The sequence below is a fragment of the Burkholderia sp. Bp9099 genome, assembly GCF_003857805.1.
In the GTDB taxonomy this organism is placed as follows: Bacteria; Pseudomonadota; Gammaproteobacteria; order Burkholderiales; family Burkholderiaceae; genus Burkholderia.
Map to the genome: position 1 here is coordinate 108,491 of NZ_QTPU01000013.1, position 20,076 is coordinate 128,566.

20 protein-coding genes are annotated in these 20,076 nt (G+C 68.1%); 7 read left to right on the forward strand and 13 right to left on the reverse strand.

Annotation, left to right across the window (positions count from 1 at the left end):
• Window positions 1-9 precede the first annotated feature (9 nt).
• Entirely contained in the window at window positions 10-1,449 is a 1,440-nt protein-coding gene (locus DIE17_RS16855; protein WP_124921158.1) for a DUF1254 domain-containing protein, read from the reverse strand.
• Between the two features lie 379 nt (window positions 1,450-1,828).
• Between DIE17_RS16855 and DIE17_RS16860 the strand changes: the two genes are divergently transcribed.
• Window positions 1,829-4,702: a heavy metal translocating P-type ATPase gene (locus DIE17_RS16860; RefSeq protein WP_124921159.1), complete on the forward strand. Its 2,874-nt coding sequence runs from the start codon at window positions 1,829-1,831 to the stop codon at window positions 4,700-4,702.
• A 61-nt stretch (window positions 4,703-4,763) separates the two neighbouring features.
• On the opposite strand, the gene DIE17_RS16865 is transcribed toward DIE17_RS16860, so the two are convergent.
• Complete coding sequence (locus tag DIE17_RS16865; RefSeq protein ID WP_124921160.1) at window positions 4,764-5,000, reverse strand: hypothetical protein; 237 nt, start codon at window positions 4,998-5,000, stop codon at window positions 4,764-4,766.
• On the opposite strand from DIE17_RS16865, the gene DIE17_RS37455 reads away from it, so the two are divergent.
• Window positions 4,999-5,217 carry a hypothetical protein gene (locus DIE17_RS37455; protein WP_185735385.1) on the forward strand — a complete coding sequence of 73 codons (219 nt, stop codon included), beginning with the start codon at window positions 4,999-5,001 and terminating at the stop codon, window positions 5,215-5,217. The two genes, DIE17_RS16865 and DIE17_RS37455, sit on opposite strands and share 2 nt — an antisense overlap.
• A 195-nt stretch (window positions 5,218-5,412) precedes the next feature.
• On the opposite strand, the gene DIE17_RS16875 is transcribed toward DIE17_RS37455, so the two are convergent.
• The 4 genes from DIE17_RS16875 to DIE17_RS16885 form a co-directional block, all read right to left on the reverse strand.
• Window positions 5,413-5,892 carry an N-acetyltransferase gene (locus DIE17_RS16875; protein WP_124486078.1) on the reverse strand — a complete coding sequence of 160 codons (480 nt, stop codon included), beginning with the start codon at window positions 5,890-5,892 and terminating at the stop codon, window positions 5,413-5,415.
• Between the two features lie 183 nt (window positions 5,893-6,075).
• Complete coding sequence (locus tag DIE17_RS37460) at window positions 6,076-6,231, reverse strand: hypothetical protein (RefSeq protein WP_167359264.1); 156 nt, start codon at window positions 6,229-6,231, stop codon at window positions 6,076-6,078.
• Window positions 6,232-6,405: 174 nt separating this feature from the next.
• Window positions 6,406-7,866, reverse strand: a complete 1,461-nt coding sequence (locus tag DIE17_RS16880) for a flagellar hook-length control protein FliK (protein ID WP_124921161.1) — start codon at window positions 7,864-7,866, stop codon at window positions 6,406-6,408.
• Between the two features lie 104 nt (window positions 7,867-7,970).
• Window positions 7,971-8,669: an MgtC/SapB family protein gene (locus tag DIE17_RS16885; protein ID WP_124921162.1), complete on the reverse strand. Its 699-nt coding sequence runs from the start codon at window positions 8,667-8,669 to the stop codon at window positions 7,971-7,973.
• A 114-nt stretch (window positions 8,670-8,783) separates the two neighbouring features.
• Between DIE17_RS16885 and DIE17_RS16890 the strand changes: the two genes are divergently transcribed.
• The gene (locus DIE17_RS16890; RefSeq protein WP_124666327.1) at window positions 8,784-9,893 is read left to right on the forward strand and encodes an AGE family epimerase/isomerase; all 1,110 of its coding nucleotides are present in this window, start codon (window positions 8,784-8,786) and stop codon (window positions 9,891-9,893) included.
• Here the strand turns inward: DIE17_RS16890 and DIE17_RS16895 are convergent.
• The gene (locus DIE17_RS16895; RefSeq protein WP_124921163.1) at window positions 9,866-11,494 is read right to left on the reverse strand and encodes a methyl-accepting chemotaxis protein; all 1,629 of its coding nucleotides are present in this window, start codon (window positions 11,492-11,494) and stop codon (window positions 9,866-9,868) included. The two genes, DIE17_RS16890 and DIE17_RS16895, sit on opposite strands and share 28 nt — an antisense overlap.
• 269 nt (window positions 11,495-11,763) lie before the next feature.
• On the opposite strand from DIE17_RS16895, the gene DIE17_RS16900 reads away from it, so the two are divergent.
• Window positions 11,764-12,207, forward strand: coding sequence for a PaaI family thioesterase (locus DIE17_RS16900; RefSeq protein ID WP_044845017.1), 444 nt, complete (start codon window positions 11,764-11,766; stop codon window positions 12,205-12,207).
• 31 nt (window positions 12,208-12,238) lie between these two features.
• Here the strand turns inward: DIE17_RS16900 and DIE17_RS16905 are convergent, their stop codons facing one another.
• The 6 genes from DIE17_RS16905 to DIE17_RS16930 form a co-directional block, all read right to left on the reverse strand.
• Window positions 12,239-12,946: a hypothetical protein gene (locus DIE17_RS16905; protein ID WP_124921164.1), complete on the reverse strand. Its 708-nt coding sequence runs from the start codon at window positions 12,944-12,946 to the stop codon at window positions 12,239-12,241.
• Window positions 12,943-13,548 (reverse strand): hypothetical protein, encoded by a 606-nt coding sequence (locus DIE17_RS16910; RefSeq protein WP_260439251.1) that lies wholly within the window; start codon window positions 13,546-13,548, stop codon window positions 12,943-12,945. Before DIE17_RS16910 ends, DIE17_RS16905 begins: the two co-directional genes overlap by 4 nt.
• A 5-nt stretch (window positions 13,549-13,553) precedes the next feature.
• Window positions 13,554-14,114 carry a hypothetical protein gene (locus DIE17_RS16915; protein ID WP_124921166.1) on the reverse strand — a complete coding sequence of 187 codons (561 nt, stop codon included), beginning with the start codon at window positions 14,112-14,114 and terminating at the stop codon, window positions 13,554-13,556.
• Window positions 14,111-14,788 (reverse strand): PAAR domain-containing protein, encoded by a 678-nt coding sequence (locus tag DIE17_RS16920; protein WP_124486070.1) that lies wholly within the window; start codon window positions 14,786-14,788, stop codon window positions 14,111-14,113. Before DIE17_RS16920 ends, DIE17_RS16915 begins: the two co-directional genes overlap by 4 nt.
• 178 nt (window positions 14,789-14,966) lie before the next feature.
• Window positions 14,967-16,016, reverse strand: coding sequence for a CaiB/BaiF CoA-transferase family protein (locus DIE17_RS16925; RefSeq protein ID WP_124921167.1), 1,050 nt, complete (start codon window positions 16,014-16,016; stop codon window positions 14,967-14,969).
• A gap of 198 nt (window positions 16,017-16,214) precedes the next feature.
• Window positions 16,215-16,979, reverse strand: coding sequence for an IclR family transcriptional regulator (locus DIE17_RS16930; protein WP_124921168.1), 765 nt, complete (start codon window positions 16,977-16,979; stop codon window positions 16,215-16,217).
• A 134-nt stretch (window positions 16,980-17,113) separates the two neighbouring features.
• Here DIE17_RS16930 and DIE17_RS16935 point away from each other — a divergent pair, with 134 nt between their 5' ends.
• The 3 genes from DIE17_RS16935 (at window position 17,114) to DIE17_RS16945 (ending at window position 19,981) form a co-directional block, all read left to right on the forward strand.
• The gene (locus tag DIE17_RS16935; RefSeq protein ID WP_124921169.1) at window positions 17,114-17,896 is read left to right on the forward strand and encodes a crotonase/enoyl-CoA hydratase family protein; all 783 of its coding nucleotides are present in this window, start codon (window positions 17,114-17,116) and stop codon (window positions 17,894-17,896) included.
• A gap of 70 nt (window positions 17,897-17,966) precedes the next feature.
• A complete protein-coding gene (locus tag DIE17_RS16940; protein WP_124921170.1) occupies window positions 17,967-19,184 on the forward strand; it encodes a CaiB/BaiF CoA-transferase family protein in 1,218 nt (405 codons plus the stop codon).
• Window positions 19,181-19,981, forward strand: a complete 801-nt coding sequence (locus tag DIE17_RS16945; protein WP_124921171.1) for an enoyl-CoA hydratase/isomerase family protein — start codon at window positions 19,181-19,183, stop codon at window positions 19,979-19,981. Before DIE17_RS16940 ends, DIE17_RS16945 begins: the two co-directional genes overlap by 4 nt.
• The last annotated feature ends 95 nt before the right edge of the window (window positions 19,982-20,076 follow it).

A 20,076-nucleotide genomic window follows, 5' to 3' on the forward strand; every position in this document is an offset into this window, starting at 1 on the left:
CCCGTCGGTTCATTTCCGGACGACGACGGGCGGCATCCACGAGCCGTCGCTCGCTTGCGGCTTCGGCGCGTACAGCCGCAGCGCGAGCGCGAAATCGGTGCGCGGCGCCGGCAGCCAGTTGGCCGCATGCGTGCCGCCCGGCGATGCCGACACGACCACGTCGATCGAGCCGTCGTGGTTGCGGCGCAGCCGGTCGCGGTCGCCGAGCGAGCGGCGCGCCGAGCCGACGTCGGGCAGCGCACCGTTCGTCGCGTACGGCGTGAGCGTCCAAAACCCGCGCACCGGCGGCAGCGCGCCCGGCGCGAAGTGCAGCACGTAGCGGTTCGCGCCGTTCAGCGCATGGCCGTCGCTGTCGACGCGCACGAACGCGAGCGTCTCGTCGTCGCGCGTCGCGGTGCCGAACTGCGTGTAGGCCGCGTACGCGCGCAGCGTGTAATCCTGACCGTACTTGCCGGCCGTGTCGCCGATCCAGCTCCAGCCGTTCGCGTTGAGCAGGTTCGACGGCGGTGTCGCGAGCCGCGCGCGCGCCTCGGCGACGCCGGCCGTCGCGGCGTTCAGGCGATCGCCCGTCCACAGCACCGGGTAGCCGGCCGTCACGCCGATGTCCTTCAGCTGTTCTTGCGCGTGCGCATCGTCGGCCGGTGCCGGGTTGTCCTGCAGCGCCTGCGCGAAGCGCGTGAAGAACGCCTTCGGGTCGAGCGCGGCCACCTGCTCGGCCGGCGTGCCGCCGCTCGCCGCTTCCGACGGCGCGCTGCCCGCATGGACCGCGACCGACGCGCCGCGCGCGCTGCCCGTATAGACGGACAGCGGCACCACGCGGATCGTACGCTGCAGTTTCTTCACGTTCGTGAGGTCGCGCCCGCCGCTCGTCTGCAGCCGCACTTCGAGCCACGCGTTGGCCGACGGCACGTCGATCCGCAATGCGCCCTTCGGCAGCGTGCCTTGCCAGTCCTTCGCGGCGAAGGCAATCGTTTGCGCTCGCACGGCGCCGCGAGCGCCACGCGCCGCCACGCTCGACGCCGACCACAGCACGTTCGTCCACATGTCGAGCGCGCGCGCATCCCAGTAACGGCCGCGGGTGTCCGGCAGCGTCACGATTACCGGCTCGGCGCCGACGTCGAGCCAGCCGGTCGAGTCGAGCGTGTCGACGCCCGGCAGCGGCGGGTTCAGCGCGCCGACGGGCGGCAGCGCCTGCGCGTGACGCAGCGTGTTGAGCGGCGCCTGGCCCGGCTGAGCGCCGTCGCCGCCCGTCGCGGCTTCCTTCGCGACGTCCATCAGCACGAGCGGATACGCGTATACATAAGAGTCGGCCACTTCGGCGCGCATCCAGCCGGTTTTCCGCTGGATCGCATCCGGTTGCGACGCGCATCCTGCCAGCAGCGTCGCCAGGGCCAGCGACGCGCCTGCCGCGCGCCGCAGAGAAATTGATTCTCGTAGGTTTTCAATCATTGAGTACTGGCCGAATATCGTTCTTGTCAGTCAACGCCTTGTTCGACTCACGATCGGCGAAGGCAAGGCACCCCAGCCTGCCCGGTCGCCGGTTCGCCAGGCGGACGCTGATGTCAGGCCGGTATCATAGCGCCTAAGGGCATCCCCCAATATGCCGAATAACGGGCGCAGCAGTAGCCGGCCTGTCGTCAGCCTGAATTTCCGCTGATCCGACCCCTTGTACGAAGCGGTCCGCCGCCTGCGCTGGCCGGGCATGACAGGCGAGAATGCGTTGGCCGTCGACACGATCCTGTATTGCATCCCCCCTTGACCTTCCCATCATGGGAATGTTGATACTGACATCACTCGCGGCTCGATCCGCGCTCCTGGGGAATCCGACATGACTGAACCACTCGCCTCCGCAGTCCTGCAAACGGTCGAACTGACCGTCGACGGCATGCATTGCGGCGGCTGCACCGGCCGTGTGCAACGTGCGCTGGCTGCGGTGCCGGGCGTCGTCGAGGCCACGGTCGATCTCGACGCGCATGCGGCCACGGTCACCGCGCATGATGTGGTCGAGCCGGCGCAGCTCGTCGATGCGGTCGGCGCCGCCGGATATCGCGCTGCCGTGCGCGAAGCGACGGGCGCAGCCGTGGCGGCCTCGCCCGCGGGGCACGCGACGCGCGTCGCAGCACCGCCGGTAACGGCAACGGCATTGCCCACCACCGCCACCGCCACCGCCACCGCCACCGCCACCGCCACCGCCACCACGATCGAACTCGATATCGACGGCATGACCTGCGCGTCGTGCGTGTCGCGCGTGGAGAAAGCGCTCGCGAAAGTGCCGGGCGTCACGCGCGCAACGGTCAACCTCGCGACCGAACGCGCGACGGTCGACGCCGCAGCGGACGTTTCCGCGTCGCAACTGGCGGATGCCGTCAGGCAGGCCGGCTATGGTGCGACGCCGCTCGCGCCGGATACCGCCGCCCTCCCTGCCCCGTCCGCGTCTCCGGCATCCGCCAGCCTCGAACTCGCCATCGACGGGATGACCTGCGCGTCATGCGTGTCGCGCGTCGAAAAGGCGCTGGAGAAGGTGCCGGGCGTCACGCATGCGTCGGTCAATCTCGCGACCGAACGCGCATCGGTGCATGGCACCGGCGCGCTCGACGCCGCCACGCTGATCGCGGCGGTCACGACGGCCGGCTATCGGGCGTCGCTCGCCGCCTCGCCGGACGCGGGCGCCTCGGCCGACGCCACCGCCCGCGCCGGCAGCGGCGTCGCCGCGCAAGCCCCCGACGCCCGCAAGCAACGCGAAGCGATCCGCGAGCGCAATCTCGTGATCGGCTCGGCCGTGCTGAGCGCGCCGCTCGTCGTGCCGATGCTCGTCGCGCCGTTCGGTTTCGACGCGATGCTGCCCGGCTGGCTGCAGCTCGTGCTCGCGTCGATCGTCCAGTTCGGCTTCGGCGCGCGCTTCTACCGCGCCGCCTGGCATGCGGTGAAGGCACGCACGGGCAACATGGACCTGCTCGTCGCACTCGGCACGTCGGCCGCGTTCGGCCTGAGCCTGTGGATGCTGCTGCGCGACCCCGCGCACCCCGGCCACCTGTATTTCGAGGCATCGGCCGTCATCGTCACGCTGGTGCGCTTCGGCAAATGGCTCGAAGCGCGCGCGAAACGCCAGACGACGGAGGCGATCCGCGCACTGAACGCACTGCGCCCGGACCGTGCGCGCGTCGTCGAGCACGGCGTCGAACGCGACGTGCCGCTCGCGCAGGTGCGCGTCGGCACGACCGTCAGCATCCGTCCCGGCGAGCGTGTGCCCGTCGATGGCCGGATCGTGTCGGGCCGCTCGCACGTCGACGAATCGCTGATCACCGGTGAAAGCCTGCCGGTGCCGAAGGACGACGGCGACCCGGTCACGGCCGGGTCGATCAACGGCGAAGGCGCGCTCGTCGTCGAAACCACCGCGATCGGCGCGGAAACGACGCTCGCACGCATCATCCGCCTCGTCGAATCCGCCCAGGCGGAGAAAGCGCCGATCCAGCGGCTCGTCGATCGCGTCAGCGAAGTGTTCGTGCCGGCGATCCTCGGCATCGCCGTGCTGACGCTGATCGGCTGGCTGATCGCCGGCGCCGGCACCGAAACGGCGATCCTCAACGCGGTCGCGGTGCTCGTCATCGCGTGCCCGTGCGCGCTCGGCCTCGCGACGCCCGCGGCGATCATGGCCGGCACCGGCGTCGCGGCCCGCCACGGCGTGCTGATCAAGGACGCCCAGGCGCTCGAACTCGCGCAGCGTACCACCGTGATCGCGTTCGACAAGACCGGCACGCTGACCGAAGGCAAGCCATCCGTGACGGCGTTCGACGCCGTCGGCATCCCGCGCGAGCAGGCGCTCGCGCTCGCGGCCGCGGTCCAGCGGCAAAGCGATCACCCGCTCGCGCGCGCGGTGGTCGCCGCACACGATGCTGACATCCTGGCTCGCGGCGGCGCGGGTTCGGCCGAGATCGTCGCGGCCGATGCGCGCGCGGTGGCCGGACGCGGCGTCGAAGCGCGTGTCGACGGGCAGCTTCTCGCACTCGGCAGCACCCGCTGGCGCGACGAACTCGGCATCGTCGTGCCGCCCGAACTCGACGCGCGTGCCGCGGAACTCGAACGCGCGGGCAACACGATTTCGTGGCTGATGCGCGCCGATGCGCCGCGTGCGCTGCTCGCGCTGATCGCGTTCGGCGACACCGTGAAGCCCGGCGCGCGCGACGCGGTCGCGGCCCTGTCGGCACGGGGCGTCGCGAGCGTGCTCGTGACGGGCGACAACCGCGGCAGCGCGGCGGCCGTCGCAGCGACGCTCGGGATCGGCGAAGTGCATGCGCAGGTGCTGCCCGACGACAAGGCACGCGTGGTGGCCGAACTGAAGCGTACGCACGGCGGAATCGTCGCGATGGTCGGCGACGGGATCAACGACGCGCCCGCGCTCGCCGCGGCCGATGTCGGCATCGCAATGGCCACCGGCACCGACGTCGCGATGCACACGGCCGGCATCACGCTGATGCGCGGCGACCCGGCGCTCGTCGCCGATGCGATCGACATCTCGAAGCGGACGTACCGGAAGATCCAGCAGAACCTGTTCTGGGCGTTCGTCTACAACCTGATCGGCGTGCCGCTCGCGGCGCTCGGCTGGTTGAATCCGGTGATCGCGGGGGCAGCGATGGCGTTCTCCAGCGTCAGCGTCGTGACGAATGCGTTGCTGCTGAGGAGATGGAAAGGGCGGGCGCGATGAGCCGGTGCGGCGCGAAAACGGGCGGGACTGCAACCCGCACGCTCGCCGCCGCGCGCAGGATTCAACGGCTTCGACGAATCCAGAAACAATACGCGCCGATCGCGACCAGCATTGCGCCATCGACAATACCCGGCAACGGGAGCGGATTCGTCCACTTGTCCATATTGGTCGTCCGCGCGTAGTAGGGTGGTCCGTCGCCGTATGCCTCTTCGAGATTGATCGCGTTGAACGCAAAAACGAGTAGGATCGAAATCAGCAGCGCCACACCAATCAAGATATGCAACGGGCGTTTTCGCATGTCAGTATTGAATCGTCAGTGGAACGTAGCACTCGGGCGCGTCCTTCGTCGCCGCCTCGATGTCTCGAACGAAATTTTCCATTCCGGAATGAAGATTGATGCATCCGGCAGATCCCGCGTTCGTGCCGCCATGGATGAAGAATCCACTGCGACCGAACGCTCGGGTTCCGGGCATGACATGAATGGTCAGTCGGTGATCGCCCCATGCTGCGTATGAGTACGCCAAACTGTTGGCCCGCTCATCATAGGATCCACACGGGATTTCGGTTGCCATGCCGGCTGGGGGGGCCCGCGTTCAAAAGGCCAAATCGGACTCGCAGGCCCATCCAGAGCGCACCACGGCCCGCGTGTGCGCTGACGTGAAATCGTGTCGAAACGAAAACGTTGCGCCTGCGGTGTCGAATCTTCGTCGTTAGCCAGAGACGACCGGCTTGATCAGCGTCGTCGTGATCGGCGCGAAGCCGCACGCCCGATACAGCGCACGGGCAGCCGTGTTGTGATTGAACACCGACAGCCCGATCTCGGTGACGCCATGGCGGCGTGCCTCGGCCTCCAGCGCATCGAGCGCGCGTGTGGCCCAGCCCTGGCGGCGCCGTGACGGGACGATGTCGAGGTCGTAGATGAACAGCGTGCGGTTCGGCCCTTCGGGCACGATCGCGTACCAGAGATCGCCGACCGTGTCGCCGCTGGCAGCGTCGATCAGTTGGACGAGTGTCTGGCCGGAAGTGAGCAGGCCGTCGGGCAGCAGCGTATCGAAGCAGGCGCGGGCGCGGCTCGCCGCGTCGTCGGCCGCATTCTGCCCGGACGACACGAGATCGCGCGCGTAGCCGTCGATGGCGCGCGTGCGGTATGCGTGGAATTCACCGGCCGTCATCGGCCGCATCTGCAGCATGGCCCGGGTGTCGCGAGGGAAGTCGGACTTCCAGTGTAGCGGGACGGTCACACCGGCGCGCGATGCGACGGCGGAAAGCGGGCAGGCAGTTGCAGCGAGCGCTGCGCCGGATCAGCGGATCAGCGGATCAGCGGATCAGCGGATCAGCGGATCAGCGGATCAGCGGATCAGCGGATCAGCGGATCAGCGACGATACAGGACGATCGGCACGAGATTCGCACGACGCACGCGCTCGGCTTCGGCGCGACGCGCAGCGTACGAATATTCCGCGTCGAGCGGCAGGTGCGGGGAGACGAACAGGTCGTCGATCTTTTGCAGCAGGGCAAGAATGAAGCTCATGTGAGACTCCTGACAGATGGCTCTAGGGTTTTCCCTTAGACGGACATCATTCTAAGGGTTTTCCCTGAAGTCTGCCAGCGCGCCGCATCAGTTTGCCGCACCCGTGCAACCGCCAACGGTCGGTCTCCCGCGACGCGCCTTGCCAGGCCGGGTTTGCAGGTAGGGTCGGACGATTTAGTGCGTTCGACGCACGCGCTTCGCGGCCGCCGCCTCGCGGTTCGCATTGCGTTGCAGCCGGTCGACCTGTGACAGCATCGCTTCGTGGTGTTCCGCGAGCGTCATCAGCGTTGCCTGCTGCGTCGACAGATCGGCAGCCAGCCGGTCGATCCGCTGTTGCCGGGCATCCAGTTCCTGCTTCAGGTGCGCAATCTGCCGTGTTTGCAGCACCAGTGCGGTGAGCCCCGCGAACACGACGATCGCCAGTGCCAGCAGCAGCCGGTTGACGCGACGCATCTCGCGATCGGCCGCCTGCTTCATGCCGGCCGTGTCGGCCTGCAGGGTGGCGAGCCGATCCGACAGCGGGCGCAGATGCGTGTCGGGATCGAAGGCTGGCCCGCTCGACGCGGCCGGTTGCGCGCGATCCGCCGACGGCTTCGTCACGAACGACGCCGCGGACGCCACCGGCTGCACGACCGGCGAGGCCGGCGCTGCGGCTGCTCGCGCAGCATCAAGGGTACTCGCGGCAATCGCGGCAGCGACCGGCCCGGCCGGTTCGGCGGTCGCTTGCGGTTCGGCGCTCGCCTGCGTTTCGGCCGTCGCTTGCGGTTCGGCGGACGGCGGAGTGTGCTGCGCCGGAGGCACCTCCGCCCCGGCGCCGACAGCCGCTGCTCCCGGCACACTACGCACCGCTGGCGCTGCCGCTTCGCGCGTGCCGGCAGTCGCACGTCGCTTGCCGCCGGAGGATGCGCGACGCCCCTTCGTGGTCTCGCCGGGCGCCCGCGCCGCGTCATCGTGTGTGACCGGCACGGCGGCACCTTCGGCCTCCCCGCCCGCTTTCACGAGACGATCGGCGATGGCCGCATCGACCGCACCACCCACCGCATCGGCATTCGCGGTCGAACGATCGGCGCTCGTCCCGGCCGCGCCGCCGGCTTCCGACACGCTGCCGGCCTTCATCTGGCCGCCGCCCGTTGCCGGCTCACCAGCTGCGCGCGCGCCGCCACCATCGGACAGCCGCGCCCCGCCGGGCTTCGTCGTGTCGGCAGCGGGCGCGGGCACGACATCGGCACCGACCGCATCGCCGTTTCCACGCGTCGAAGCAGGCTCCGTCGTCGTCGCGACGTCGGGAGCCGGATCGACCGCATCGGCAGCGGCGCCCGACGTGGCGAATCCATCCAGCGTCGCCTGCCGAGCGGCGTCCTCGCCGTCCACAACGGCGGCCACCGTCTCGGCGTCCGCCACCGCGTCATCACGCGAGACGGCCGGCGCACGCGCAGCCGGCTCGCGCACCGGATCGCCGAACAGGTCGAGCGTGTGTTCGTCCCGCGGCGCATCGCCGCCCGCGTTGCCGGACCGCGCGGTTGCCTTGGCGGCGGTGTCTGCCGCGGCCGCGGCGGAACGCGGGCGCGAACGGGCCGATGAACGGTCGGAGCGGGAATGGGAACGGGAGCGAGGCACGGAAACGGATTCGGTCATGGAGTCGGATTGCAGGCCCGCGAGCGCGGAACCGAAGGTCGAACGGAATCAGTGACCGGCCATTGTCGCATGACCGATCGCCGATCCGGCCGATCGGATGCCGTCTATTCGTCGCCCGGCACGCCGCCGCCTTGCTCGAATCGCGTCACGCACGACAGCCCGCGCAGCTTGTCGCAGATCGCGCGGTATTCGAGATCCGACACGCGCCCGAGCGCGATGCGCACCTCGTCGTGTTCGCCCGTGTCGTCGGCGCGCTGCACGATGAATTGCTTCACGCGCGCGCTGTCGGGGCCGAGCGCCGCGTGCAGCGAATCGAACGTCAGCGCGCCGCTCACCACCGTCAGCGCGAGCTGGCGCCGCTGCCGCACCGTGAAGTAGCGCCGCTCGAGCGGCTTGATGCCGGCCAGGATGATCAGGATGATGAGCGTCGCGGCAATCGCCGCGATGTACAGGCCGCCGCCCACCGCGAGGCCGATCGCGGCGACCGACCACAGGCTCGCGGCCGTCGTCAGCCCGCGCACGATCTCGCCGCGCAGCAGGATCGAGCCCGCGCCGAGAAAACCGATCCCCGATACCACCTGCGCGGCGATCCGCGACGGATCGAGCACGACGTGGTCGCTGCTGCCCAGCACATCGGCGAAACCGAATGCCGATACGATCATGATGAGCGTCGAGCCGACACAGACCAGCATGTGCGTGCGCAGGCCGGCCGCCCAGGAAAGGCGCTCGCGCTCGATGCCGATGACGCTGCCGAGCGCAGCCGCGAGAACCAGCCGCATCACGAGTTCCAGGTTGCCGAGCATCCGATTTCTCTCCTTTTTTGGCGTCGGCCGCGCGGAATGTTTTATCCTTGGCCCCGGCCGCGCCGATCCTCCGGGCCGCGCCGACACGTTTCGATCCAAGCGCATAACCCCGTCATGTCCGTTTCCGACTCCGCTTCCGCCCAGGCCGCCCAGCTGCGCCGTCATTTCGCGCACGTCGTCTTGCCGATCTGGCAGGGTTCAGGGTTCGACCACACGCTGCGGCTACCGTTCGAGGCCGTCGACCCGGCCAGCCATGCACCGCTGCCCGTCACCCGTTATCGCGCCATGGCCTGCGCGCGGCAGCTGTTCGTGTTCGCGCAGGCCGGCAACATCGCGCACGCGGCCACGCTGTTCGATTCGCTGTGCGGCCGCTTCCGCGACCCGCGCCACGGCGGCTGGTTCTACAGCGTCGACGCGCAAGGCGCGCCGCTCGACACGACCAAGGACCTCTATACGCACGCGTTCGTCGTGTTCGCGTGTGCCGCGTGGCATGCGGCGTCGGGCGACGCCGCGGCACGCGCGGCCGCCGAGGACACCGCCGCGCTGATCCAGGACCGCTTCGCGCCGCAGCCGGGCGACGCGCTGCTCGACGCCGCGCGTCACGCCGATTTCTCGTCGTCGGGCAGCGGCGCGCTGCAAAACCCGCTGATGCACCTGACCGAAGCGTGGCTCGCGGCCGCCGATGCGTTCGGCGACGCGGCGTTCGACGATGCGCTCGCGCGCACCGCGCAGGCCGTCGAACGCACGTTCGTCGATACCGCGACCGGCTGCGTCGCCGAGCTGCCGCTCGGGGCGGCCGACAACCGCTTCGAGCCCGGCCATCAGTTCGAGTGGTTCTATCTGGTCGACGCGGCAGGCGCGCGCCTCGCGCAAACCGGGCTGCCCGGCGCACTCGCGCGCGCGTTCGCGTTCGCCGAGCAGCACGGGGTCGATCCGCAGACGGGCGCCGTGTGCGCGGCGGTCGACGCACGAGGCGCATGCCTCGACGGCACGCAGCGGATCTGGGCGCAGACCGAATACCTGCGCGCGCTCGCGACGCACGGCGGCACGCCGGCGTCCGCGCCGCTCGCGCGGCAGATCGAGCGCTTCGCCGCGCGCTTCCTGCATCCGCGCGGCTGGTTCGAGTGCAAGACGGCCGACGGGCAGGTGTCGCGCGCCGACATGCCGTCGACGACGCCCTACCACCTCGCGACCGCTTACGCGGCGCTGCCCGCCGTTTCGTAACCGGCGTCGGCCGGCGACGGCGACCCGCGCTCGTCGCGAACCCCGCGAGCCGCGCGCGCGTCGCCCAGTTCGAACACCGACACCGCCTGCATCAGGTGCGCGGTCTGGTCGTTCAGCGACGCGGCCGCCGCCGCGACTTCCTCCACCAGTGCCGCGTTCTGCTGCGTCAGCTGGTCCATCTGCGTGACGGCCTGGTTGACCTGCTCGATGCCGACGGTCTGCTCGACCGACGCGGCCGTGATCTCCGACATCGTCTGCACGACCCGCGTGATCGACGCCGAAACCGTCCGCATCGCGTCGCCGGCCCGTTCGACGAGTTCCGAGCCGCCGTCGATCTGCGCGACCGACTCCTCGATCAGCGCCTTGATCTCCTTCGCCGATTGCGCGCTGCGCTGCGCGAGCGAGCGCACTTCGCCCGCGACCACCGCGAAGCCGCGGCCCTGCTCGCCGGCCCGCGCGGCTTCGACCGCCGCGTTCAGCGCGAGGATGTTGGTCTGGAAGGCGATGCCGTCGATCACCGAAATGATCTCCGCGATCCGCCCGGAGCTCTGGGCGATGCCGCGCATCCGGTCGATCACGCTGTCGACCACGCCGCCGCCGTGGCGCGTCGCGTCGAGCGCCGCGTCGGCCAGCGCGCTGGCCGCCCGTGCGCTGTCGGTGTTCTGGCGCACGGTCGCGGTCAGTTCCTCCATGCTCGCGGCGGTTTCCTCGAGCGACGCAGCCTGCGTGCCCGTGCGCGCGGACAGGTCCGCGTTGCCGCCGGCGATCTCGCCCGCGCCGAGGTGGATCGCGTCGGACGCGTGACGCACGGTGCGCACGGTGTCCGCGATGCTCGCCTGCATCGCGGCGAGGCCGCGCAGCATCCGGTCGATCTCGAACACGCCACCCGCCCGCACGGCTTCGTCGAGCCGGCCCTGCGCGATCCGCTCGAAATGGCGGCCGGCTTCATCCAGCGGCGCGACCACCGCGCGCCGCGCGGCCGCGTAAATGGCCGCGCTCGCCGCGAGCATCGCCACGAGCAGCACGATGCCGACCCACTTGAACCACTGCATCCCGCTGTCGATCGTGGCGAGCGCGTCGCGGCTCGACGCGCCGCCGTAGTCGGCGAAGCGGTGCAGTTCGGCGAGGTACGCGTCCTGGAAGCCTTGGGTCGGCTGGTCGAGGAACGCCTGGATGTTGTCGGCATCGAGGAACTGCACGAGTTCGCCCAGCGCGCCGCGCAGCGCGCGATAGCGCTCGGCGAGCGCGGCGACGCGCGCGCGGTTCGTCGCGTCGACGGCCTGTGCGGCCGTCAGCGCGGCGAACGCCTTGTCCGCTTCGCCGAGCGAAGCGCTGGCATGACGGATGATCTCGTCGGGCTTCGGGCCGCCGCGCACCATCCGCGTGCCGGCGCGCGACAGGTTCACGCGGGCGTCGAGCAGGCGCTCGGTCGCCTGGCTGGCCGCGTCGACCTGCGCGATCGCGACGTTCGACAGATCGTCGACGCCACTGCGCGTCGACGCGAGCGCCCAGAAGCCGAGCGCCTCGATCGCGAACAGAAAGAGGCAAAACACGGTCAACACGCCGAGCAGACCCGACGCGAGCTTGATTTTTCCGAACATGGGGGAGATTCCTGGAGAGCCGACGATGAAGCAATGCCCCGGCATTAGCGGCATTTCTTCGTCGGACTTTAGGAACATCCGGCGAGAGGCGCCCGGCCAGTGCCCGCCATTCCCGTCGAATCGCCGGCAAACGAGGACAACGCGCGCGTTCGACGCAATCATCACGTCGCATCGCGCCGGCATCTGCGCGAAATGCGGACGAATTTCCTTGCTTATCCGCGGCCCCCTTCCTAGAGTTCAGCGCAAGCGGACACGCATTGGGGAAGTCGATGACGGACATCACGGACCACGCGCGCGGCGCATTGCGCGCGCAACCGTTCAGCATGCTGCTGGGCACGGAGCTGATGCATATCGGCGACAACGAAGTGTCGCTGTGCCTGCCCGTGCGGGAAGAACTGCGGCAGCAGCACGGCTTCGTGCACGGCGGCGTGATCGGCTATCTCGCCGACAACGCGCTGACGTTCGCCGGCGCGCTGGTGCTCGGACCGCGCGTCATCACCGCCGAATACAAGATCAACTACCTGCGGCCGGCCGTGAACGGCACGCTCGTTGCGCGCGCGAAGGTCGTCTACGCGGGCCGGCACCAGGCGACCTGCCAGTGTCATGTGTTCGTCATCGACGGCGATCACGAACGGCTCGTCGCAATCGCGCAAGGCACGATCAACCGCGTCGGCGACGGCAAGATGCCGGATGCGCGGGAGGAAACGGCGTAAGGCAGATTCGTCGGCGAATCGTTCGGCTGTCTTATTGCTCGCCCTGAACCGAAAATTGAAATGGAATCTCGGGACGCGTAAATCGAAGCCGCACTTCGTTCAGGGCCGGAACAAAGCGCCGCTTTTCAAACGTGTAGTACGAAATTAATAGGCCGAGACGGGTCTCTTGTGCATCATCGAACAGATAGCTGTTCTTCGGAAATGCAAGCAATCCGGCCTTTGTTGCCAATACGGCCCGACAGGACGAAAGCAGACTCGGCAAATGAAGAAATGCCGCGCTTTTTCTAAACTCGAACGGGTTGGTCAGCAAGTAGATTTGGCGATGGCGGCCAGATTCACCAGACCCGCTGCTGTTTCCCTCCACACAGAGAGCCGACGGACGATGGTCCGCGGCTCCAGTAAAAAATATGCTCGCGCTTCCGGGGTAGATATCCACCGGATGTTCACCGGGGAAAGTCGTTGCGTTCGAAAAGCGATAGATCCTGCCGCCAATCGATATCTGGCGCTCCGCTACTGTGACGTGTACCGTCTTCCCGTCCAAGTCGATTTGAAAATTCTGGTATACGCCTCCATTGCCGCGATCGGAATATAGAAGGCTTGCGCGTTGCTGGACTGGACTGCCAAACAATGCACTCGATTGGGCCGCATAGAACTCGTCATAGCTGTCGTAGATCGTAGCGCCATGAGCGCTCCTTGCGAAGGCAACCAGGATCGCCGCCAAGGTCATTGCGGGTTTCATCGGTATGCTTTTCCTCCGCTCGCCTTCAGATAGTCGGGATTGTGCTTCCAAAATACCGTATCCCCGTGCGCGGCTGTCGAAACCCACACCGAATCGTAACGCCCGCGCTCACCCCCATCGACGATCTTCCCGGTCCTTTTATTGCGGATTTTCCATCGAACGATGACCTCGCGCCGCTTCTCCGGCACGCCAAAAATGTTGTCCGATTGCGAACCCCATTTGAAGCCATCACGAACCTTGGGATGGTTTCCGTAATTGGTTTTGAAGTCCAGGCCGTCCCACCAAAATGCCCCATTCGAGGGGTCCGGCCGCTCGTTGGCCAATGCTTTTTGAGCCCAGTCAACAGCCAGCGCCATGCCAGGATTCAACGCAATTTCGCTGTCAGGCGTGCGCATCAATTTGTTGAATCTTGCGTTGGAGCCATCCCATGCATACGAGTAATTCGGGTCCGCCGCACGCAGTTCCGACACCATTTTTCCTCCCCACGCTCGGCACCGATTTGCGACGGCAAACGCAATCCCTCCGATTTCCTGCGAATCGTTCGCCGTGGACGCCTCCCCATACGCAATCGCGGCAAGTAATCGCACGTTCCCATCAATCATGCCTCTCATCGTACGTCACCCTCGCGCCATGCCACGAAGATGAGATTCGGATGCGCCTTCACCGAGAAAGCGCGAGTTTCCCCTTCCGTTAGCGCCGCGTCGCAGACAAGGGATTGCTCGTCACTCGAGAGCCTGTAGATCATTCCCTCGACAGGGGTATCGGTCATCGCATCACGGATTTCGAAGTAGCACTCGAGATCGTCATCTACGTCCACGTGCGCCCGACTATGTGTGCGAGCGTGTGGAGTAACAAGAGTCGCCGCTTCCTCTGCCGTAAAAGACATGCTCATGCCGCGCTCCGCATAAAAAACGGGCGGCGGATTGCAACCACAGACGTTGATGTCACCGCTCAACGCCCAAGGCTTGCCATTCGGCCCGGTACCCGGCCAGCGTGGACCTGCCGGCGCAATAAATCCTTCCTGCTTGCAGGCTGCGCAGTACGTTTTCATGTAGAGCGTCGCGATATGCACGCGTGGCGGCGGATTGGAACACGTGACGTGCTCCAATCCTTCCGTAATGCTCGCACTGCCACCCTGATCGCCCCTCGCAAGGAAATAGCGGATCACGCGACGTCTCCTGGGCGTGCCGTAGTCGAACGCTTCACCAGCGTGAAGGTAAAGGCGGATACGAGACCCTCGCGCTCCGGGCTGTCCGTAATGATGTCGCCGTTATCGAGTTCGCTTCCGACAAAAGCCAGCGGCTCGAAGTCACGGTTATCCGCCAGGGCAAGACCGCTTACGATTCGCGCGGTAGAACCGTCCGCATAGTGGACCTGATTACCCACGATACCAGCCTTGCCAAGCCGGACACCGGTGTTCCAGGCACCGGTAGCGTTGCGCAGCACGCCACCTCGCGCAGTCGTTGCGCCTCGCACCGCGAGCCGGTGGCGCGGCGGCTCAGGCGAAGGCACATAAGCCGCATCGAACAAGCCTTCGACCGTCTCACCCGCCGGAACATGAATGCCCCATAACCGCTGAAGTGTTTCGACGATACGATCGCCATTGCTCAATCGGCTACCTACCAGTGCAAATGGCCTTTCTCGGCAAACCGCATAATTGCCCGCACCGTCGGTAATGACTGCCTCACTGCCATCCTCGTACGTGACGACATCGCCAACCCGGGCAACAGCAAGCCCAGCGACAGCAAGGCCGCTGCTAGCTTGGGTCACACGACCACCGCGCTCAGTGAGCGCTCCGATGGTGGCGAAAAGATAAGTCGGCGCGCTCTGCTCGTTCTTCATCTGGATGTCCTTTCTCGACGAATGGATAAGGATTGTTCGACGCAAAAATTTGCGTGATCGAGAAAGGAAAAACAATCAGACGAATTCGAAACTCCTACCGACAAGAGGATTATTTTTTTCTGTCTCAATACCTCGATGCGGTCGGCATTATCCGAGATATATCCGACTTGGGATGCGCTTAAGCTTCATCGCCCGTCAACGGCAGAAAACGTGGCGCCACGCGCGCCCGAACGTTGCCGCTCGCATCGGTACGATAGATCCCGCGCGCCGCATTGTGCGGATGCTCCAGCGCGTCGGCCACGCTCAGCACCGGCGCAAAGCATGCGTCCGTCCCTTCGAGCAGCGCGCGCCAGTGCGCGGACGGCTGCTGTGCGAACACCTCCGCGAAACGCACCTTCAGCGCCGGCCAGCGCGCGCGATCGTACTGCGACGCCGGATCGACATCGCTCAAACCGAGCCGCTCGACCAGCAACGCATAGAACGGCGGCTCGAGCGCGCCGATCGTCACGCATTCGCCGTCCTCGCAGCGATACACGTCGTAGAACGGCGCATCGTGGAAGAGGCTCGGCTGCGCGCCATCGAGCTGCCCGTTCGCGCGTGCCCACAACGCGAGCGAGCCGAGCATCGACACGATGTCGACGATCGCGCCGTCGACCACGCGCCCGGGGCCGCCGCCGCGCACGTCGAACAGCGCGCAGACGATCCCGAACGCGAGCCCGAGCGCGCCGCCCGCATCGCCGACGACGGTCGGCGGCACGCCGGGCCGGCCGTCGCGCGGTGCCGACAGCGACAGCAGCCCCGTCAGCGCGACGTAGTTCAGGTCGTGCCCGGCGGCCGTCGCGAGCGGTCCGTCCTGGCCCCAGCCCGTCATGCGTCCATACACGAGCTTCGGGTTGTGGCGCGCGCAATCGTCGGGCCCGAGGCCGAGGCGTTCCATCACGCCGGGACGCAGGCCCTCGATCAGCGCGTCGGCCTGCGCGATCAGCGCGAGCGCCGCGTCGCGGCCCGCCGGCGTCTTCAGATCGAGTTCGACGATCGTCTTGCCTTCGCGCAGCAGGTCGCCGTCGCGGCCCTGCAGCGCGTCCGGTGCGCTGGTGCGGCCGGCCGGACGCGCGATCAGCGTGATGCGCGCGCCCATCCCGGCGAGCATCCAGCCCGCGAGCGGGCCGGGGCCGAGGCCTTCGAATTCGACGATGTGGACGCCGGAAAGCGGCGCGTTCAATGACATGGCGACCTCGCGGAAATGCAACCGGACAGGGGCGAAACGAAACGGCGCTCCGATTTTATGCGAACGTGCGCGGCGCCGACGGCAAGACGGCCGATACGCGAGGTTCGCGTCGACACCGGATGACCACCCGCCGCCGTCCGCCCGATGCCGGCGGAGACCGCCGCAGGCGGACGGGTCGCCGCACAAGCGACCGCGCGACTAGCCGACCGCTTCGTCCATGCGCTCGGCCAGCGCCTCGCGCATCGCGAGCACGATCGCGCCGCGATGTTCTTCGATCCGCTCGACCGGCCCGGCGACGCCGATCGCGAGCGGCATGCCGTTCCAGCCGTCGGCGATCACCATCGAGATCATCGCCGCGCCTTGCGTCACCGTATGCGCCGAATACGAATAGCCGAGCCGGCGCGTCTCTTCGACCTTGTCCAGCACGACGTCCTCGTCGATCGTCCTGCCCGACCTTCCGATGCGCCGGATGCTGCGCGCCACGAGCCGGCGAATCGTGCTGTCCGGCTGCCGGCTCAGCAGCGCCCAGCCGAGCCCCGACATGCAGATCTCGCGACGCGTGCCGATCGGCGCATAGAACTGGACCGGAATCCGGTGCGCGCCCGCGACGGCGTCGATGTACTGCACGTACAGGTCGCTCTGCACCGCGATCACGACGGCCTCCCGCGTGCCGGCCGCCAGCCGTTTCGCCACGGCGTGCCAGTACCGCCGGCTGCCTGCCGCCGAATCGACGAGCGCTTCGCCGAGATTGACGAGCCGCGCCGTCGGCGCATACGCGTGCGTCCGTTCGTCATACGACAGGTAGCCGAGCATCTTCATGCTGGTCAGCAACGCCGCCGCGCTCGACCCGGGATAGCGGCAGCGCGTGGCGATCTCGCGCACGCTCAGCGGCCGCTGCAGTTCGCTGAACAGCTCCAGTACCTCGAACACCCGCGCCGCGCTCTTGACCACGTTTCCGTTCATCCCGCCCCTCCGCGCCCGTCACGGCGGCCCCTTCCACATATGTGGAACGGAATTTCCCGCCGCCAACCGTCGTGACGATACTAGGCTTCGGCCCGCGGCGTGAAGCCCCGCGGTACAGAACATACGGAGACGCCATGTCAGCCTTTCTGATCCGTGAACGGCAGGGACCGATCCTGACCGTCACGATGAACCGCCCCGAAACGCGCAACGCCATTTCGGATACCGATGCGATCGATGCACTGGTCGCGTGCTGCGACGAAGCGAACCGCGACGAGTCGATTCGCGTGCTGGTCCTGACCGGCGCCGGCGCCGTGTTTTCGTCGGGCGGCAACGTGAAGGCGATGCGTGCGCTCGCCGAGTCGGGCCTGCATGACCTCGCGGCGATCCGCACCCGCTATCGCCGCGGCATCCAGCGCCTCGCGCACGCGTTCCAGCAGCTCGAAGTGCCGGCCATCGCGGCGATCAACGGCCCGGCCATCGGCGCCGGTACCGACCTTGCTTGCATGTGCGACATCCGCATCGCCGCCGACAGCGCGCGCTTCGCGGAAAGCTTCATCGCGCTCGGCCTCGTGCCGGGCGACGGCGGCGCGTGGTTCCTGCCGCAGATCGTCGGCGCGGCCGTCGCCGCCGAGATGTCGTTCACGGGCGACGCAGTGGACGCGCAAACGGCGCTGCGCCACGGGCTGGTGTCGCGCGTCGTCCCCGACGGCGAACTGCTGGCCGACGCGCACGCGCTCGCCGCGCGCATCGCGCGCCATCCGGGCACCGCACTGCGCCTGACCAAGCGGCTGCTGCGCGAAGGCCGGCACGCAAGCCTCGATACGCTGCTCGACCTGTCCGCGTCGTACCAGGCGTTCGCCCATGCAACGCCGGAACACCGCGCGGCCGTCGAAGCGCTGTTCGCCGCGCGCGACTGAACCCGCGGCGCTTCGCCCGGCACCCAGCAGGCGAACGCCAGCATCGCCGACCATCGAAGGAAACATCGTCATGATCATCAGCAACGAAGGCGCGCTCGCGGGCGTGCGCGTAGTGGACCTGAGCCGCGTCTACGCGGGCCCGTTCTGCACGCAGACGCTCGCCGACCACGGCGCGGACGTCATCAAGATCGAACCGCCGCAAGGCGACGAAACACGCGACTGGGGGCCCGCGATGCCGAGCGGCCTCTCCAGTTACTACTGGGGGCTCAACCGCAACAAGCGCAACCTCGCGCTCGACCTGTCGCATCCCGACGGCCGCGACGTGCTGTTCCGCCTGCTCGAGACGGCCGACGTGCTGGTCGACAACTTCAAGCAGGGCACGCTCGAACGCTGGGGCATCGGTTACGCCGATTGCCTGCGCGAACGCTTTCCGCGCCTCGTCCATTGCTCGATCTCCGGCTACGGCACCGACGGCCCGCTCGCGCGGTTTCCGGGCTACGACGCCGTCGCGCAAGGGCTCGCCGGCTTCATGTCGATCAACGGCGAGCCGGGCGGCATGCCGCTGAAGGTACCGTTTCCGGTCGTCGACTACGCGGCCGGGCTGAGCGCCGTGTCGAGCATCCTGCTCGCGCTGGTGGAACGCACGCGCTCCGGGCTCGGGCAGCACGTCGACATCGACCTGTTCAGCACCGCGCTGTCGATGCTGCATCCGCTCAGCACGACCTGGATGGCGACGGGCGACGTGCCCGTCGCGACGGGGAACGTCTACGCCGCGATCGCGCCGTACGGCGTCTATCCTTGCAAAGACAAGCCGGTGGCGACGGGCGCGGGCAACAACCGCACGTTCGCGAAGCTGGTCGAAGCGCTCGGCGTGCCCGAGCTCGCGCGCGATCCGCGCTTCGCGACCAACGCGGAGCGCGTCGCGCACCGCGACGCGCTCGACTCGCTGATCGGGCAGCTGACCGCCGAGCTGCCCGCCGACGAGGTCGTCGACCGGCTGATGCGCGCCGGCGTCGCGACGGGACCGGTCAACACCATCGCCGACGGGTTCGGCCATCCGCAAGCGGTCCGCAACGCGATGTTCGTCAAGAACGACACCTACACCGGCGCGGGCATCCCGGCCAGGCTGTCGCGCACGCCCGGCTCGATCCGCCGGCCGCCGCGGCCGTTCGCGGCCGACACCGACGCGGTGCTCGACGCGCTCGGCCTCGACGCGGCCCGCCGCGACGCGCTGCGCAGGGCCGGCGTCGTTCACGACGAGCGCGCCACCACCGGGAGCGCGTCATGACCACGCCGCGCACGTTCTCCTCCCTGACCGGCGACGACGCCCCGTCGATCCTGCGCAGCGACGACGACAGCATCGCGTGGCTGACGATTCATCGCCCGCATGTCGCCAATGCACTGTCCGCCGACGCGATCCGGCGCCTGTGCGACGAGCTCGTCACGCTCGACGACAACCCCGCGGTGCGCGCGATCGTGATCCGCGGCGCGGGCGAGCGGGCCTTCAGCGCGGGCATCGATCTCGGCGATCCCGAGATGCGCGGCATGCGGCCGATGCGCGGACTTGAACGCAACGTGCACGAACTGATCCTCGAACTGCGCAAGCCGACCATCGCTGCCATCAACGGCTACGCGGTCGGCGGCGGCTTCGAAATCGCGCTCGCGTGCGACCTGCGGATCGCCGCCGATCACGCGTATTTCGCGCTGCCCGAAGCGCGAGTCGGCATGGGCGCGAACTTCGCAAGCGTGCTGCTGCCGCGCATCCTGCCGCGCGCGGTCGCGATGGAGCTCCTGTTCACGGGCCGCCGCTTCGACGCCGAAGAAGCGCTGCGCGTCGGGTTGCTAAGCCGGGTCGTCCCCGGCGCCGCGCTCGACGATACCGTGCGCGAACTGGCGCAGGCGATCGCCGCGAACGCGCCGCTCACGATCCGGCGCATCAAGGAAACGGCGACCCGCAGCTGGGGCCTGCCGGTTGCCGCGGCGCTGCGGCTCGACGTCGGTCCCGACGTCTATACAAGCGAGGACCGGGTCGAAGGCGCCCTCGCGTTTCTCGAGAAGCGCAAGCCGGTGTTCAAGGGACGCTGAGCCCGGCGGCGCGCGGCCCCGTCCGCCGCGCGCCGTCGATCGCCGCCCCGCACGCGGGCGCGGCGCATAACAAACATGGAACGGAGACACACATT